The organism is Bacillus sp. FSL K6-2841 (assembly GCF_037976435.1).
Taxonomy (GTDB): Bacteria; Bacillota; Bacilli; order Bacillales; family Bacillaceae; genus Bacillus; species Bacillus pumilus.
Genome location: NZ_CP150266.1, coordinates 1,785,807 through 1,800,908 on the forward strand (window position 1 = coordinate 1,785,807; position 15,102 = coordinate 1,800,908).

General features: G+C 40.2%; 16 protein-coding genes and 1 pseudogene. 3 read left to right on the forward strand and 14 right to left on the reverse strand.

Going from position 1 to position 15,102, the window contains the following annotated elements:
• Window positions 1–38: 38 nt before the first annotated feature.
• The 5 genes from MHH68_RS08900 to MHH68_RS08920 all read right to left on the reverse strand — a co-directional run bounded on the left by MHH68_RS08900 (window position 39) and on the right by MHH68_RS08920 (window position 4,312).
• A complete protein-coding gene (locus tag MHH68_RS08900) occupies window positions 39–1,142 on the reverse strand; it encodes a threonine synthase (protein WP_339165757.1) in 1,104 nt (367 codons plus the stop codon).
• A 72-nt stretch (window positions 1,143–1,214) separates the two neighbouring features.
• Entirely contained in the window at window positions 1,215–1,589 is a 375-nt protein-coding gene (locus tag MHH68_RS08905) for a RidA family protein (RefSeq protein ID WP_061407986.1), read from the reverse strand.
• Between the two features lie 12 nt (window positions 1,590–1,601).
• The gene (locus tag MHH68_RS08910; RefSeq protein ID WP_339165758.1) at window positions 1,602–2,252 is read right to left on the reverse strand and encodes a PAS domain-containing protein; all 651 of its coding nucleotides are present in this window, start codon (window positions 2,250–2,252) and stop codon (window positions 1,602–1,604) included.
• Between the two features lie 167 nt (window positions 2,253–2,419).
• Window positions 2,420–3,100: a TetR/AcrR family transcriptional regulator gene (locus tag MHH68_RS08915; RefSeq protein WP_339165759.1), complete on the reverse strand. Its 681-nt coding sequence runs from the start codon at window positions 3,098–3,100 to the stop codon at window positions 2,420–2,422.
• 42 nt (window positions 3,101–3,142) lie between these two features.
• A complete protein-coding gene (locus MHH68_RS08920; RefSeq protein WP_339165760.1) occupies window positions 3,143–4,312 on the reverse strand; it encodes an NAD(P)/FAD-dependent oxidoreductase in 1,170 nt (389 codons plus the stop codon).
• Between the two features lie 219 nt (window positions 4,313–4,531).
• Between MHH68_RS08920 and MHH68_RS08925 the strand changes: the two genes are divergently transcribed.
• Window positions 4,532–4,720 carry a hypothetical protein gene (locus tag MHH68_RS08925; protein ID WP_058015638.1) on the forward strand — a complete coding sequence of 63 codons (189 nt, stop codon included), beginning with the start codon at window positions 4,532–4,534 and terminating at the stop codon, window positions 4,718–4,720.
• 200 nt (window positions 4,721–4,920) lie between these two features.
• On the opposite strand, the gene MHH68_RS08930 is transcribed toward MHH68_RS08925, so the two are convergent.
• Complete coding sequence (locus MHH68_RS08930; RefSeq protein ID WP_339165761.1) at window positions 4,921–6,066, reverse strand: choline esterase; 1,146 nt, start codon at window positions 6,064–6,066, stop codon at window positions 4,921–4,923.
• A gap of 168 nt (window positions 6,067–6,234) precedes the next feature.
• On the opposite strand from MHH68_RS08930, the gene MHH68_RS08935 reads away from it, so the two are divergent.
• Entirely contained in the window at window positions 6,235–7,002 is a 768-nt protein-coding gene (locus MHH68_RS08935) for a pentapeptide repeat-containing protein (protein WP_339165762.1), read from the forward strand.
• Window positions 7,003–7,045: 43 nt separating this feature from the next.
• Here the strand turns inward: MHH68_RS08935 and MHH68_RS08940 are convergent.
• The 4 genes and pseudogenes from MHH68_RS08940 to MHH68_RS08955 form a co-directional block, all read right to left on the reverse strand.
• Window positions 7,046–7,288 (reverse strand): annotated as a pseudogene (locus MHH68_RS08940) (cytidine deaminase); the annotation flags it as partial.
• 57 nt (window positions 7,289–7,345) lie between these two features.
• Entirely contained in the window at window positions 7,346–7,618 is a 273-nt protein-coding gene (locus MHH68_RS08945; protein ID WP_339165763.1) for a DUF2651 family protein, read from the reverse strand.
• 195 nt (window positions 7,619–7,813) lie between these two features.
• Window positions 7,814–8,740, reverse strand: coding sequence for an alpha/beta hydrolase (locus MHH68_RS08950; RefSeq protein ID WP_268467617.1), 927 nt, complete (start codon window positions 8,738–8,740; stop codon window positions 7,814–7,816).
• Between the two features lie 14 nt (window positions 8,741–8,754).
• Entirely contained in the window at window positions 8,755–9,168 is a 414-nt protein-coding gene (locus tag MHH68_RS08955; RefSeq protein WP_268467618.1) for a MerR family transcriptional regulator, read from the reverse strand.
• Between the two features lie 342 nt (window positions 9,169–9,510).
• On the opposite strand from MHH68_RS08955, the gene MHH68_RS08960 reads away from it, so the two are divergent.
• Entirely contained in the window at window positions 9,511–9,819 is a 309-nt protein-coding gene (locus MHH68_RS08960; RefSeq protein WP_058015632.1) for a DUF4870 domain-containing protein, read from the forward strand.
• Between the two features lie 53 nt (window positions 9,820–9,872).
• On the opposite strand, the gene MHH68_RS08965 is transcribed toward MHH68_RS08960, so the two are convergent.
• From MHH68_RS08965 to MHH68_RS08980, 4 genes are all read right to left on the reverse strand, one after another.
• A complete protein-coding gene (locus MHH68_RS08965) occupies window positions 9,873–11,276 on the reverse strand; it encodes a HAMP domain-containing sensor histidine kinase (RefSeq protein ID WP_339165764.1) in 1,404 nt (467 codons plus the stop codon).
• 2 nt (window positions 11,277–11,278) lie between these two features.
• Window positions 11,279–11,986 (reverse strand): response regulator transcription factor, encoded by a 708-nt coding sequence (locus tag MHH68_RS08970; protein WP_061408016.1) that lies wholly within the window; start codon window positions 11,984–11,986, stop codon window positions 11,279–11,281.
• A 130-nt stretch (window positions 11,987–12,116) separates the two neighbouring features.
• Window positions 12,117–13,382, reverse strand: a complete 1,266-nt coding sequence (locus tag MHH68_RS08975) for a glucuronoxylanase (protein WP_339165784.1) — start codon at window positions 13,380–13,382, stop codon at window positions 12,117–12,119.
• 31 nt (window positions 13,383–13,413) lie between these two features.
• Window positions 13,414–14,949 (reverse strand): glycoside hydrolase family 43 protein, encoded by a 1,536-nt coding sequence (locus MHH68_RS08980; RefSeq protein WP_339165765.1) that lies wholly within the window; start codon window positions 14,947–14,949, stop codon window positions 13,414–13,416.
• Between the last annotated feature and the right edge of the window lie 153 nt (window positions 14,950–15,102).

Consider the following 15,102-nt stretch of genomic DNA (forward strand, 5'->3'; position numbering starts at 1 on the left):
CGAGGCACGCAACGCTCTATTCTACCAAAGTCCTAAGGTTATTTTGATTTAATTCCTGCCCCGCAAAGAGGTATGACAATGGTTTCTTCTGGTTTCTTTTGATATTTCATGTAGCCAGCCAAATTGACTGCAGATGTCACTTCGACATAAAATCCTTTCTCACTCAGTGTAGAGCGTGCATGTAAGATCTCATCTTCTTCAATATCAATAAACGTACCATTGGTATCTAGTACAGCTTCTAAAATTTGTTTGGAGCGTGCTGGAGCAGCAATGGCAATCCCTTCTGCTAAGGTCCCTTTATTCGTCACAGGTGATGCTGATTCCTCTTCATTTTGATATGCTTTCACAAGGGGTGCACAGTTTTTCGCTTGTATGGCAACGATTTTCGGTATTTTATGAATGAAACCATTTTCAAATAACTCTTTAAAGCCATAATACGCACCTAGGAGGAGAGTACCGTTTCCAACCGGAATGATTAAAGCATCAGGTACTCCTTTTAGCTGCTCATAGATTTCATAGGCGTATGTTTTAGTCCCTTCAAAAAAGTAAGGATTATAGACATGGCTTGCATAAAACACGTTTTCATTGTCTACTGCCTTTTGTGCCGCAGCTGCAATGTCCTCTCGCGTCCCGTTAATTTCTTTAATCGTTGCACCATGTGCTTTTATTTGAGCGACCTTTTTAGGTGAAGTGTCATCGCTTAGATAGATGTCACAGGCAATCTCGCAGCGTGCTGCATAAGCCGCAATCGCCGTTCCTGCATTCCCGCTACTATCAGCAATCACCTTTGATACCCCTAATTCTTTAGCCTTTGTCATTAGAACAGCGGCTCCTCGGTCTTTAAAGGATAATGTTGGCATCATGTAATCAACTTTGACATAAGTGTTTGGCTCATTAGGATCTAGAACGATTAAAGGGGATTGACCCTCCCCCATTGTCACAGTTTCCCACGTCTTAGAACCTTTTGGAAATGGCATAGTTTCAACATAACGCCATAATGAATTTGGATAGTGATCCCAAGCTGCGATATCTATTTTCGGGGTATCTTTCACCAAATTTAATACTCCACCACAATCACATTTCCATAGAGTTGGTGTCATCTCATATTTGTTCCCGCAATGGTTACAAATCAATTGATTCATCAATCATTCACCCCTTCGAATATTTTTTTATACGAAATATAATTTTTTATATAGAGTAGGCAAAAAAATATCTTAAATATATGCAATGGCATCCATTTCAATTTTGAAACCAAAATGTAATTCATTCGTTGGTACAATAGTACGTGCTGGTTTATGTTCACCGAAAAATTCAGTATAAACAGCATCGACTTTGTCCCATAAATGAATATCTGAAATGTATAATGTCATGCGCAAAATGTTCTCTTTTTTACTACCAGCAGCTTCTACAATCATCTCTACATTTTTAAGCGCTTGTAATGTCTCTTTTTCAATGGGGCCGAATTCTTTTTCTCTCGTTTCGGGATTGATGGCAAATTGTCCTGAAACATAGACTGTGTTTTGATGAATGGTTGCAAATGCATAGTGTCCGTTTGCTTTTAGATTTCCTACCTCGCGTATGCTTTCCATTTTTGACACTCCTTACCTTGATTTATTTTTGATTTCATCCAAATAGCTATAGACGGTTACTTTGGAAATGCCTAACATAGATGCGACCTTCTCAACAGATCCTTTCATTAAAAAAATGCCCTTTTCATCCATGAATTTCATTAGTTCAATTTTTTCATGACGTTTCATGACTGGATGAACACTGTTTTGAATGATCTGTTGAATCAACTGATCTACTATTTCTTCCACATTTTCAAGATCATCATTTGATGTTGTTTCTTTCTCATGAGCTTCCACTTGTGTAGTAAGAAAAGTATCCATAAATTGCTGCATTTGATTCAGTGCTTCAATATCAAAGTTGATACAGAAAGCACCGATCACTTTTTGCTTTGAATCACGTATTAATGAAGTCGAAGAACGAATCGTACGTTTATCTTCTGTTACAAATGTATAACCAGCAAGATAATCTTCTTTAAAATCTTCTGATTGTAATACAGTCTTTACTAAATGATCAAATGATTGACCGATTTCTCTTCCTGTCACATGGTTATTTACAGTAAACATGACAGATGCTTGAGGGTTCGTTAAATCATGAATCACCACTTCACAATTTGGTCCAAACATTTTTGCAGTAGATTTTGCTAAGGGAATATAACTTTCTAATAACTTTTTAATATGTTCCATGCCTAAGCACCTCATTTTTTTATTCCACTAGATTATATAATTTTTTATATATAAAAACAATATATAGATTTGTTTATATATGTATCATGATGCTCACAAGATCAAAATGTGAAAAAACATATAAAAAAAGCAGCCATTCATTGACTGCTTTTTGCTTGTGCTCCTTTCTAATTGATTTCTTTCTGGATTCCATACAAAATGACGTCAATTCCCCATCGGAACCGTTCCATTGAAACGGTATCACCTGCAAACATTTCTTCTTTTACACGATGAATGAAAGGAAAACGCGTTTTGTCTGCATCATCAAATGTTTTTTTAATGTCTGAAATCTGCGAAGAGCCTTGTTTCTTCCAAGATACCTTTTCGTATGCTACGGAAGATACGTATAAGAGCAATAGGTCTACTCCCCATGCTGCAGATGTAGATTTGATCCCGCCTTCATGCAATGCAGCGAGAATATGTTCGGTCAACTGAAGAAAGTTCGTTCCTTGTGGAATGGTGGAAAGAGAAATTTCAGCGAGACCAGGTTTTTCGAATAGCAGTAGGAAATAAGTATGCAATATGTCAAATAACTGTTCTTTCCATGTGCCATTCTCTGCACTTGGATAAACCATTTGGCCGAGACCATAATCCAATACGTAAGCACTGAGTTCTTGAAAATTGTTCACGTAGACATACAAGGATGCAGGTCCCGTATCCAATGCTTTAGCCACCTTACGCATACTCATGCCCTCTATCCCTTGCTCCTTAAGAAGCTCATAGGCCGTTTTCACAATCAGCTCACGGCTTAAGGGTTCTTTAGCCGGCCGAGACCGGCGACTTATAATACGACGATTTGAATTGTTCATACTCTCTTTATAACATGTCAAAGTAAAATAGTAAATTGAGCATCAATCACCGTTTTCTTGAAAAGAATACATCATATCTGCAAGCTTGACCGCAGCGTCTTTTGAAAAACACAGCTTTAAACTATTTTCCGATTCATGAGCCTTTTCCGATGAATATTCGTACATCATGTCTTCGTATTCTTCAATAGCCTTTTCAATATGATGAGGATGTCGGACAATAGCAAGTGCTAGCTCCCTTGCATCAAACATCGCCATGTTGACACCCTCGCCTGCGAATGGTGACATGACGTGAGCGGCATCACCGATAAGCGTTACTCCTTTATGACGATTCCATTTAAAACCGGTAGGAAGCGTATAAATCCGTCTTGGAATGATGGCATCTTCTGCATAACGAATATAATTTTTCAGCTGATCATCCCAATCACTAAATAACTCTAATAATTGTTCTTTTGCTTCTTTCGCTTGATGAAACGGTATACCACAAGTCTCGATCCAGTTGCGTTCGACCATAAGGCTTGCATACACTTTGATTCGTCCATCTCCGTTTAATTGACCAATCAGTCCTTTGTGGTCTGCTAAAGCAAACATCTTACCACGTTTATTAAATTCAGCTAAATCAGGGTGGTTCTCCTCTACGCTTAAGACATTTAGTTCCAGCATCGTGAGCCCAGAGTATCCAATCTCAATATCTGTTAACAGAGGACGCACACGAGAGAAAGCACCATCAGCTCCAATCAAAAGGTCAACTGTCTCGACAACCCCGTTTTCAAAATGAAGCTCCATCATGCCGCTTTCTAATGAAACACATCTTTCTAATTTGTATCCATATTTGATGTTTTCAGCATCAATTTGATCCAGCAGCAGTTCGCACAACACACCACGATCAATTTCTGGACGAGTGCCTTTTTGATCTGATTCCGTTTCTTCATCTAAATAAATTTTTCCTGATTTATCAAGTAATCGGAAATCTTCTCCTTCATAACGGGCATTTCTTTGAAATTTCTCATAAACTCCTGCTTCTTTTAAGGCTTTTTGACCTGTTTCTTCGTGAATATCCAGTGAGCCTCCTCGTTCAAGACTCTTGTCATGAATCTCCCGTTCATAGATGGTTGTTTGTATACCGTAATTTTGCAGAATTAAGGCGAGTGTTAGTCCCCCAGGTCCTCCTCCAATGATAGCGATTTGCTTTTGATCCTTAGATAATGCCGTCATCGTATGCATCTCCTCTTCCTTTATGGAAATTGTTTAAAACTACATCTCATTTGTATTATAACGAACATCGTTCGTAAAGAACAGTGTTCGTTTGAAATTGTTTGTTTCACGATTGTGTTTTAATGAAAAGAAACCAATCGCCCGCCATCATGTGATACACTCCATCTAGGAATCTTAAAGTTTTCCATTGTTCAAACTCTGAGTGTAAGAGGTGTTTCTATGAATAAATTATTGGCAATGTTGATATTAGGATTGGGCTTTAGTGGTGCCGCGCTTATTCTTTCTGTCCCTTTGTTATTCAAACCCAAACCAGAACAAGCTGAGCTGTTATTTGCTGCTGGATCAGCGGGCGCTTTCGCAGTATTCGCTGTCTCATGCCTAATTCTTCGAAAACGATTCAATCGCTAAAAAACCTAAACACACAATCCACCATTAGAACAATGGGGATGTGTTTAGGTTATTGTGATTAACCTTGATATGAATGCAGCTGCCAGCATCGTTGTTACTTATTCAAGATGATTGATCCACCTTACATTTTCTCTTCATTTACAAGCTAAGAGAGTCAACTTGAAGAATACTCTTAAAAAATGTCAGCAGCTTCCCCTATCTCACTTGTTACTGGTTTTCTTGATTAAGTCTACACCTTCATATGACAGGTTTTCCACACGTACAGCCTTTTGCAGGATATAATGATCAAAAAAAGTCTTCGTATAGTCCGTCACAAGATTTCGCATCTCTAATGCCTCCCTCGTGCCTCTGAGCTCTTCATCTACACCGCTAAACATGATGTCACAGTAATCTAAATGTGCAGCACCATCAACAGAGAAATAATAGGTTTCCATGCTGTTGTTAGCTCCAATGATTGCATTCATATCATAATTCGGTTCAGAAAACAGCAGCAAAAAAGGTTTGTTGAGGTCACTGTCGAGAAGGCCGAATGCACCACTATCTAAGCCAACCCCGCAGGCAAACCGGTCGTCATCCCGGCAAACAAAAGCCGCTGTAGGTCCGCCAAAAGAATGTCCGGCGATACCCATGCCGATGCCGAGCAGCAGTCTGTTATGAAAGATGGACTTCGATTCTCCAGAGTCTAGTTTGTGAAGATAATCGGCTGCGTACTTTACATCTTCAGCCTGTTGTTCACTATATCTTGTTAACTCGTTAATGATTGGTAAGGAAAGGACGTTACGGCACATCTCAATAGCCGTTTCATCGTCAGAACGCATCTTCATCTTACCAGCTAGCGTCATCATCTCTGGATCTTCAGAAAACGCCATAATGACATTCGAAAAATCCTTTGATACATTCAACAGCTGCCCATCTTTGCGTTTATACATGGTGCTATTCTGATGGCCGATACTGACGACAACATATCCCATGCTTGCTAGGTCTGAGCAGAGTACTGTCCCCCATTCTGGTGAACCGCCCCCGCCGCAAACATAAAATAGTACTGGATAGCGCTCTTTCTTCCGAGAAAGAGCCAAATCGTCATAACAATGCGTTTTTATATCGATAGAGAAGAAGTTTATTTTCTTCAAATACTCAGTGACAAACGGCTGGTCATGAAGCATTTCGTAGACTTCAGGAAACATGTACGTGGATGGAGTCTTTCCTTCGCTGCTATCAGATGGATAGTACATAAATGCGGTCAGTTCTCTTTTCGAGTGATCTGATGCCGTATACTCAAAATCCATCTGGATTCGGCCGGCTATATAGCTACCGATTGGTTTTGGGAATGTGTCATACCTTTTCATTCTTTTATGCCCCTTTCATCTTGAAAATGGATATCTGTTCTTTGCTGGGTGAGTATCGTTTTGTGATATAATCTTGAGTCAAAGACAAGTGCTAAGAGAAATGAAATGAACTTGCTGAATGGAATTCTTGATTGTGAAACATTCTGAAGAAATGATAGGGTGATAGCGGTGAGAAGACTTGAGTCTGGTATATCAATAGACAATGAAATGTTTTCTGATGTTGCCAGGTATGAAAACGAAACAATCAGTAGAACGACAATCATTAACTCAAACGTTCGTTCTCCTATATTTTGGAGCTGTCATCTGCATCATCTTGTATTTGATACGTGTGACCTCACGAATGCGAGATTTTTTGCTGGTAGTACGATTGATGATTGTACTTTTAGTCGTTCAGACTTGCGCTCTGTGGGTATTGGTAAAAACGAAGCTGTCTTCACCAATTGTGTGTTTTCTTCTTGCGATATGAGAGGAATGACATTGGAGAATGCTATGTTTATCGATTGTACTTTCTCTAAATGTAGATTCAATGACCGCGTTTTACAGGCAGCGAATATCGTCAATTGTACCTTTGCTGGTAAGCTAATAGATATAACGTTTGAGGGAAATGGCAAACAAAAGCTGATCGCCAATTTTGAAAACTGCACCCTTGACGGTGTTCGTTTTATAGGCTGTGACCTGGCGGCATGTATTCCGCCAGCATCCAAAAACCATCTGTATGTTGAAAATGTATCTTCACGTGTGAAAAAGGCTTTGGAGAAGATAGATGATGATCCTACTCTTTCTGACGATGATCGTAAAATACTAGTGCGCAGTCTGCGCAAGCTTGAACCAATGGAACAGTATATGTTTAACACGAAACATATGGAGAAAATATATGGGGCTGCTTTTGTTGAGCGATTTTTCAGTCATCTTGGATGCAGCAAGGAGCACATTTAACGTTTGCTGCATCCCTTTTCCTACTTTATCTTTATGGGGTACATCAGCTTCGAGTATATTTGAGCGGAATGAGTTCTTCGATTTTCACCGAGACCAGCTTCCCATCCATCTCAAGGATGACAAAACATGCTGGTCCGAAGTCTGAAATGAGCTCCCGGCTGATGCCGCAAGGGCTTACTACCATATTTCTTCTATCGTCTTCATCTGAATAAGGGTGTCTCACTGCAACAATTGTATCAAAATCCTTATATCCATTCGATAAAGCGCTGCCAATCGCAATGGCTTCTGGATAGATCTAAAGCTTTCATGGAAACAAAAAATTATGTTTACATATATCATCTTCTTATCTTTTTTTATAGCGATGAATCATATAGCTGATCATTTTTGTGATGACAGAGGTACACATGCATAGAAAAGTCATAGCGATCACCCAATACATATTCGATATGTCAAACCCCGTATAGGCAAAGATAAAAACGGTAGAAGCTGCAAAGGTGATTATTAGAACGATGTAGACCCGCTTAAAGATGATATAGCCTACAATCCCCCATATTAAAAATAACAAAGGCAATGTAAATAAGATCAGAGCCATAGGTTGAAGAAAAGAAACACTCATCATTCACTCTCCTTTACTAACCAGCCATTTTTCATCCCAATGAAAAAGCGAACAATCATTATAATAATGTGAAATACGCTCATTGTAAACAAAAATTGGAATTTAAGGGAGTGGAATCTGTAGTGAATGGATATTGTGATTGTATTTAAAAAGACTGCTTAAAAGGAAGCAGTCTTTTTGGTGTGAACGGAATCCCTAACGATTGATCACCTGAATGATTTTCTCCTGAGCATCTTGTGCCTCAGGGATTGGCATGACAACAAACACATGCAGCATTTCAGGATAAACAAAGGTTTTGATGTCAATTCCTTGTTCTGTTAGGTGTTCATCGAGCTTTATGGCATCTGGATATAACATATCATGTGTTCCAATGAAATGAGTAATCTTCGCAAGTCCTTTGAAGTCACCGTAAATGGGACTAATCAATGGGTCAGTTACATGTTGATCAGCTGTCCAAATCTTTGCAATGACTTCCATTCCTTCATGACCTAGAATCGGGTCCTTTTTTGCATATTCAAACATGAGAGGATTGCTTAAGCTCATGTCGACACATGCAGATAATAAAATAATATCCTTCGGCTGCGGCAGATCCTCCTTCTTTAAAAGGTGCGCTAGACCAAGTGAGATGTTTCCACCAGCTGAATCTCCCATGATCGTCATTTGATTGGCACTTCCGGCAGTTTTCAGAAGGTCTTTATATAGGTTAAGTATTTTCGGATACGTATCCTGATGGCTATAATGAGGCACTTTTGGGTAAATAGGAGCGACCACTTTCGCACCTAGTGATTGCGCCATTTTATCCATGAACCACCAGTGGACATTCAAAGGCTGATTTGTCCATGCACCGCCATGTAGATAGAGAATGACTTTTTGGTTTTGTGATGCTTGTTCATTTAATGTGAAAACTTGCATGCCTTCGAATGTTTGCTCTTGTACCTCACTCATTAACTTCACATCATCTCCAATGGCATAAGGCTGCGTATTTTCAATTCCTTTTTGCTCAAGAAATTTTTTTGTGTGTTCGATACTAGAAAAACTCTCTTTATTACTTTGCGAAGCGAATAATGTTTCAAATTGAATACTTTCTTCAGAACGCTCACCATGATAAATTTCTACACTCATTTTTTTCTCTCCTTTCACTCAAATGATGATTGATCATCCTCATTTGGTACACGAAATGATTCCAGGTAGACTTGTACTTTTTTTTCAGGGGTCTTTAATAAGTTAGATAAAAGGTCTTGAATGAGACGAAGGCTTTTAATTTTCTTATCAATTTCTTCATGTTTAAGATGGACAATTTCTCTTAGTGTATCAAGTTCTATGTCTTGACTTAGCATGTCCATAATTTCAGCTATTTCCTTTAATGAATAACCCAGCGTTTTCGCATCTTTGATCAATTGAATCTTCACAACATAGTCTTCTGTGTAGAATCTGTAACCGTTTGAACGTCGTCTTGGAGCAGGTAATATGTTGTGCTCTTCATAGTAACGAATTGCGGCAGGACTTACTCCTGTTTTTTTGGCAAGTTCTCCTCTAGTCATCAACTCCATCGTTACTCCTTTTTTATTATTTTGTCTTACTATATGTACATTATAAAGGTTGAACTATACTTCAAGGTCAAGGCGAACATTCATTTTATGTTAGGGAAAAAATGACGAAGCCACAGGATCAGAGAGATGAACAAAGTCAACGTTTTTTTCTAATAGATTAAATTGAAATACCTTGTTTGTATTTTATTTTTCATTGATCATTCTACTGTTTAACATTTTTAAGGTTGCTGTAAGGTTCGGATTAATACAAGTTAAGGTTGGGGTTGTACAATGGGTTTGTAAGGAAGTGAGGGATGAGTCAAATGGTCCTCTCTTCTAAATCAATCATAGAGGTGAAAAGGTTTGAGAGAAAATAAAATTTTGTCTTCATTATGTTACTTCAGTATCTTTTTTGCACCGTTTCTGTTTCCGATTATCGTCTACTTCTTAGGAAAGGATGAAGTAAAGTATCATGCGAAAAAGTCACTATGGACGCATGTTATTCCTTATTTGATTTTCGGTATTGGGATTGCCGGTTCAGGTTTACTTGGTATGAACGATATCAGCCATGCTGGTCCGTTCTTAATTGCAACGTATGCTGTGACATTCCTTGTGGCGATCTACTTCTTCATTTGGAACATTGTGAAAGGCATTAAAGTGTTTTCAGAATAATAGATGAAAAAACGGTTCTGTGATTGAGCAGAACCGTTTCTTTGTATGTCCGTTCAAGCGGGTAATTGGATATCAATCGTTGTGCCTTCCCCTATCATACTTTGTATCGTAATATCTCCGCCGTGTTTTTGGATGATATCTTTTGCAATCGCCATTCCAAGACCAGAGCCTGCATGTGTCCCTCCTGTATTCGTCCCTCGATAGTAGCGGTCAAACACTTTTTCTAGCTCTGCCTTTTCAATTCCTTTGCCGCTGTCTTGAATTGTGATGTGGGTATGTTCTTTTTGTTCAAGGTGTACAATGATTTTCACATCAGCATCATTGTGAACAAGGGCATTTAAAATGAGATTGGTGACCGCTCTTCGTATGAGGATCGTATCAATATTCAGCATAAGGTTGTCTACATTCGTTTGCAGCTCAATGGTTTGATCTGCATATCTAGAATCGTTGAGGATATCAATTAACGTTTCACGCAGCAATGGCACAATGTTCACCAGCTCTTTATGCAGCATCACATCGTTATTTTTCAGCCTTGTGGTTAAATTTAGATCCTCCATGACATCTTTGATGTACAGTGATTTATTCTCTATGATGCTGGCATAATGTTTGATGTCTTGATCTGAAAGAGGATAATTCGGATCTTTCATGATTTCTGCATAGCCTTGAATAGAGGATAATGGTGTTTTAATATCATGAGAAATATGACTGATCCACTCTTCCCGCATTTGCTCTAATTTGTCTTTTTCTTTTTGACTTGAAGCGAGCTGCTCTGATAAGTGATTGACATTATAGAAAACATCTTTATATATACCCTTAGTTGGCAGCTTTGTCGTATAATCTCCGTTTGCGAGCCGCTGGATGCCATAAATGGCACGACCGAGCGGTTTGATGAGCTGACGGCTGAATAAGTATCCAATGAATAAGGCAATGATGGCATCAATCGATAATAAAATCATCGTCCCGATATTGAATTGCGCTATTAAGTCTTTCGTATCAAAAGAAAATAAATATTTTCCGATGGAAGGGTCCTTAAATCCGATAAAGTAGCTGTATTCCTTGCCCTTTCCATTTTTCCCCCCAGCATAGATCGTCGACATCAATTGCTTATCTTTATATTTATGTAAGTTTACGATTTCTATAGGTGTGTATTTGCTTTTTAAGCCTTTAGGTGCTTGTGCATGATAAACATCTTGTCCATTTTCGTCTAATATTTGAATCCATGCATTTTGTTGTTTTAAGGCTTGCTGTCCTTCTTTACTCACAGTGATATCTTGATCGGACAAGGTGATGTATTGTTCAAATGTTCTTGTGAAGGTTTCGGGCGTATTTTCTTCGTTTTGCTGGCTGCTTGCTTGTAGTATAAGCCAAATCATGAATCCAAATAAGTTAATAAAGACCGTGATAATGGTCACGATAATGACAGAGACCATATATCTGCCTGTTAATCGCCATTTCATCTTTATGCATCCTTTACAACAAATTTATAGCCAAGTCCTTTAACCGTCACGAGAAATTCTGGTGTAGATGGGGAATTTTCTATTTTCTCTCGAAGTCTTCGTATATGAACCATCACCGTATTATCAGAACCGAAGAAATCCTCTCCCCAAACCGTTTGATAAAGCGTTTCTTTACTGATCACGCGATTCGGGTGCTGCAAAAAATAGGTCATCAACATAAGTTCTTTCGGAGTGAGCTCAATCGCCGCTCCGTTTTTCGTCAGTTCCGCTTGCTGCTCGTTTAACTCAAATGGCCCTTTTTTGATGATGGGATCTGGTTGAGAAGGCTGTAAGTATGACGACCGTCTAAGCTGGGCTTTTACCCGATAGGCGACTTCTTTTGGACTGAACGGCTTTGTAATATAATCATCACCGCCAATGGCAAGTCCTACAATTTTGTCTGATTCCTCTCCCTTTGCTGATAAAAAGATAATCGGAACATGCGAGACGTCTCTGATTTGTTTGCAAATATCGTAGCCTTCACCGTCTGGCAGCATAATATCCAGTATGACGAGATCGGGTTGTTCTTGGTGGAATTGCGAGAGCCCATCACGGGCAGTTGAAGCTGTTATCACCCGATCAATGCCTTCTCTTGTTAATACGGTATGGATTAATTCTAAGATTTCTTTTTCGTCATCTATAATCAAGACTTTGCTTTGAAGTTTTGGCATTATGATCACTCTCCTGAAGTCATTGTTATTATTATACCCAAAGTGGAGACGTCGTGAAAAATCAACTTTCTATTTACACAGAAAAAAGCCAATTTTCTTTTTTAATGAGAAAATTGGCTTTTGTTGTTTTTTAGCGTTTGACCACAAATGTTGTCACACTTTGAGCTGGGAGATGTGCCCAAAATTGATTTCCTGATATGTTTAAGTCAGTTCCAGGCTGAAGGTTACTGTTGCTGCTCGTGATCCATCTTGACGCTTGTGAAGCAGTTCCGTTTTGAATAACAAAATGTTGATTGACTCCTGCATTGTTTTTGTTAATCGCGACAATGACGACCTGATTGTTTCCTTTATAGGCTGAGACGAAAACATTCGGTTCAGGGCTTTTCGTTGCATCAATTCTGACGAACCCTGGACGCACAAACTTGGAGAAATGCGCCATGTTGTATCCACGCTTGCTAATCATTCCATCTTCTTTCATAGGACCGTATGATCTGCGGATGTACCACCATACATACGCTTGAAAGTCCCCTTCCACCATTGAATGGTGAATATGCTCTGATACCCCTAATGCCTCTGGCCAGCGGTCTGCTGAATTGTTATCACTATTCGGGTAGTAGACCTCTGTCATCCACAGCTCTTTTCCCCCTCCTTTTTGTTTGAAAAGAGGATACGGAAGCTGGCTGATTTGGGTTCCGTACAAATGGGCACCGAGAATGTCCATATTACTAAGCGCCTGCGGATCGTTTAAGATAGGATCTGAGATATTTTTAAGGTATTGAAAAGATTCTGGTGCAATCACACGTGCATTAATGGAGCCAGCATTTTCTCTCATGAATCGCAGGATTTCCTGAGGTGTCCACCATGTCCATTCATGTGCATAATCAGGCTCGTTCTGTACAGAAATGGCATAGAGATTGACGCCGTTATTTTTCATGAATGTCACAAAATCATTCAAATGCTGAGCATATGCGGCGTATTGATTGTATCTCAGCCGCTTTGCAGACGCACCATTACGGTTGAAAGTCTCTACCATATGGCTTGGAGGATTCCAAGGCGAAGCGATCACCAAAGCGCCGTGCTCTATCGCTCTTTTGGCGGTGGCGACTTCTCTCTGCCAATTATTTCTGTTCTCGTCTACATAAATCCGTAAAATGGAGAATCCTAACTGATTCTGTCCATTGCCAAAGGCGGTATCCCTTTGAGGGCCGGTCAAATCACCAATCCAAGCCGGGTGGTTCATTCCGCCAAAGCCGCGGATCACTTGTCTTTCCGCATTGACATTAATATTCGCATCTGCCGCTGACACCTCAGTTACCCCAGGCCCTAAAAATATGACAGACAACATAGTGAAGCAGACCAATACAGTGCAAATTGGTTTTTTGATTATGGACATCAAATTTTCCCACTCTCCCATCAACCAGTTTTGTTTACCTTTGAGTAAACTGCCAGGAATCAAATTGGAATAGGCTGGAACCATTTCCTTTGAAGACAAAAAATACATTGTGTACTCCCGTTGCCCCGTTGACTGCTGTTTCTATTTCTCGCCAGTTTCCACCTGTGGAAGGGACATTGAGTGTTCCGGCAATTCTGCCGTCTGGACTGCCAAGACGTACTTCAATTTGTCCGCCTGAAGCGGCTGCTACATTGGCTTTAAAGGTTCTGGCACCCATCGATCCGAAATCGACATTACTGACAGCCACCCAATCGCCGTTTTGAATATTTGTGACATGCTGATTATTGACTGGCCCACCAGGTGCTGAGGAGGCCTCTGTTAAAATGCGTCCATTCCAAGCGAACGTTTCAGCTTCTACCCGCTGATAAGGATTTAGGTTGGAAAGCTGTTTAACGCCTTCAAAATTGGCTGCAACCTCTCGAAGGGAGCCGTCAGCATTATGCACAAGCTTATTAATGTGCGGAGATCTGTAGCCTTTCCCTGCTCCGTATAAGGCAGAGCTCACCGTTTGTGTGTGATACACGACATACCACTCGTTTTTAAAATTAAACACAGCATGATGGTTGTTACCGCCGCCACCGAAAAATGAACCCGGATTTTTCAAGAAGTGTCCTTTATACGTAAAGGGACCCATAGGACTTGAGCTCGTCATATAACCGATCTCGCCTGGTGGTTTATCTGCTGGGTGGGAGCCTCCAAAATTGATGCAATAGGAATAGTAATAGGTACCGTTATACTTATGCATTCCCGAATCTTCAAACATAAAAGGGGCATCAATGGTTGATGCACTGCCGACCACACTTGTCATGTCAGGCCCTAGCTTCAGAACTCTTGCTGTTTTAGGATTGGCCCATTGTCCCTGCGTTGGATTTGAACCGCCTGGAACGCCTCCTCCGGCATATAAATAACCGGTCCCGTCATCATCTACAAATACGGCTGGATCAAACAGCCATACAACACCAGCCATCCCTGGTGTATTTGGCGTGACGAGCGCTTTTCCGATAGGATCTCTCCAAGGACCAATCGGGCTGTCCGCTGTCAAGACGCCAATCCCTCCGCCGCTGTTAGCAAAATAGAGGAAAAATTTATCCTTCCCATTGATCTTCTTCACCGCAGCGGCTGGAGCCCAAGAAGCGCCTGCCCATTTGGCAATTCCTTTCCCGCCATTCGCCCCATTGGCACCTGCTACTGGAATCGCTCCGTGATCTGTCCAGTTCACCATATCCGCGGAAGAGATGACAAAAACCCTATTCAAATTTGCAAAAGAATTGTCCTTAATCGTTCCATTGCTGTGATACTCATAGTCATCGCTCGACATATAAATGTACACTCTTCCGTTATAGGTGAGCGCAAACGGATCCGCCCCCAGGTGATGGTCTATGAGCGGATTTGCATTTCCTACTCGTTTTGCAATGGGGGTACTTGCTGCACTCGCATCATATACAGGTATACAGCTTAGTACCAAAGCAAGAATCAATAAACCTAAACCGCACTTCATCCTCTTTCTCATCGTGTCATTTTCCTCCTGTTTTCATCTTCCTAATATTGGGGTTTACGCCCAATTTCAAATTATGTTGATAGACGCTGATGAAGAATGAATACAAAGGATGATTTCTTGGGCGAATCGCTGCTAAAACAACGATGAAAACCCTTACTTTTTGAC

Coding starts and splice junctions, on each gene's coding strand:
- MHH68_RS08915 (WP_339165759.1), bottom strand. CDS start 3,100: ATGAACAATTCAAATCGTCGTATTATAAGTCGCCGGTCTCGGCCGGCT.
- MHH68_RS08980 (WP_339165765.1), bottom strand. CDS start 14,949: ATGAGAAAGAGGATGAAGTGCGGTTTAGGTTTATTGATTCTTGCTTTG.
- MHH68_RS08900 (WP_339165757.1), bottom strand. CDS start 1,142: ATGAATCAATTGATTTGTAACCATTGCGGGAACAAATATGAGATGACA.
- MHH68_RS08910 (WP_339165758.1), bottom strand. CDS start 2,252: ATGGAACATATTAAAAAGTTATTAGAAAGTTATATTCCCTTAGCAAAA.
- MHH68_RS08965 (WP_339165764.1), bottom strand. CDS start 11,276: ATGAAATGGCGATTAACAGGCAGATATATGGTCTCTGTCATTATCGTG.
- MHH68_RS08930 (WP_339165761.1), bottom strand. CDS start 6,066: ATGAAAAGGTATGACACATTCCCAAAACCAATCGGTAGCTATATAGCC.
- MHH68_RS08925 (WP_058015638.1), top strand. CDS start 4,532: ATGAATAAATTATTGGCAATGTTGATATTAGGATTGGGCTTTAGTGGT.
- MHH68_RS08920 (WP_339165760.1), bottom strand. CDS start 4,312: ATGACGGCATTATCTAAGGATCAAAAGCAAATCGCTATCATTGGAGGA.
- MHH68_RS08950 (WP_268467617.1), bottom strand. CDS start 8,740: ATGAGTGTAGAAATTTATCATGGTGAGCGTTCTGAAGAAAGTATTCAA.
- MHH68_RS08955 (WP_268467618.1), bottom strand. CDS start 9,168: ATGGAGTTGATGACTAGAGGAGAACTTGCCAAAAAAACAGGAGTAAGT.
- MHH68_RS08970 (WP_061408016.1), bottom strand. CDS start 11,986: ATGCCAAAACTTCAAAGCAAAGTCTTGATTATAGATGACGAAAAAGAA.
- MHH68_RS08905 (WP_061407986.1), bottom strand. CDS start 1,589: ATGGAAAGCATACGCGAGGTAGGAAATCTAAAAGCAAACGGACACTAT.
- MHH68_RS08945 (WP_339165763.1), bottom strand. CDS start 7,618: ATGAGTGTTTCTTTTCTTCAACCTATGGCTCTGATCTTATTTACATTG.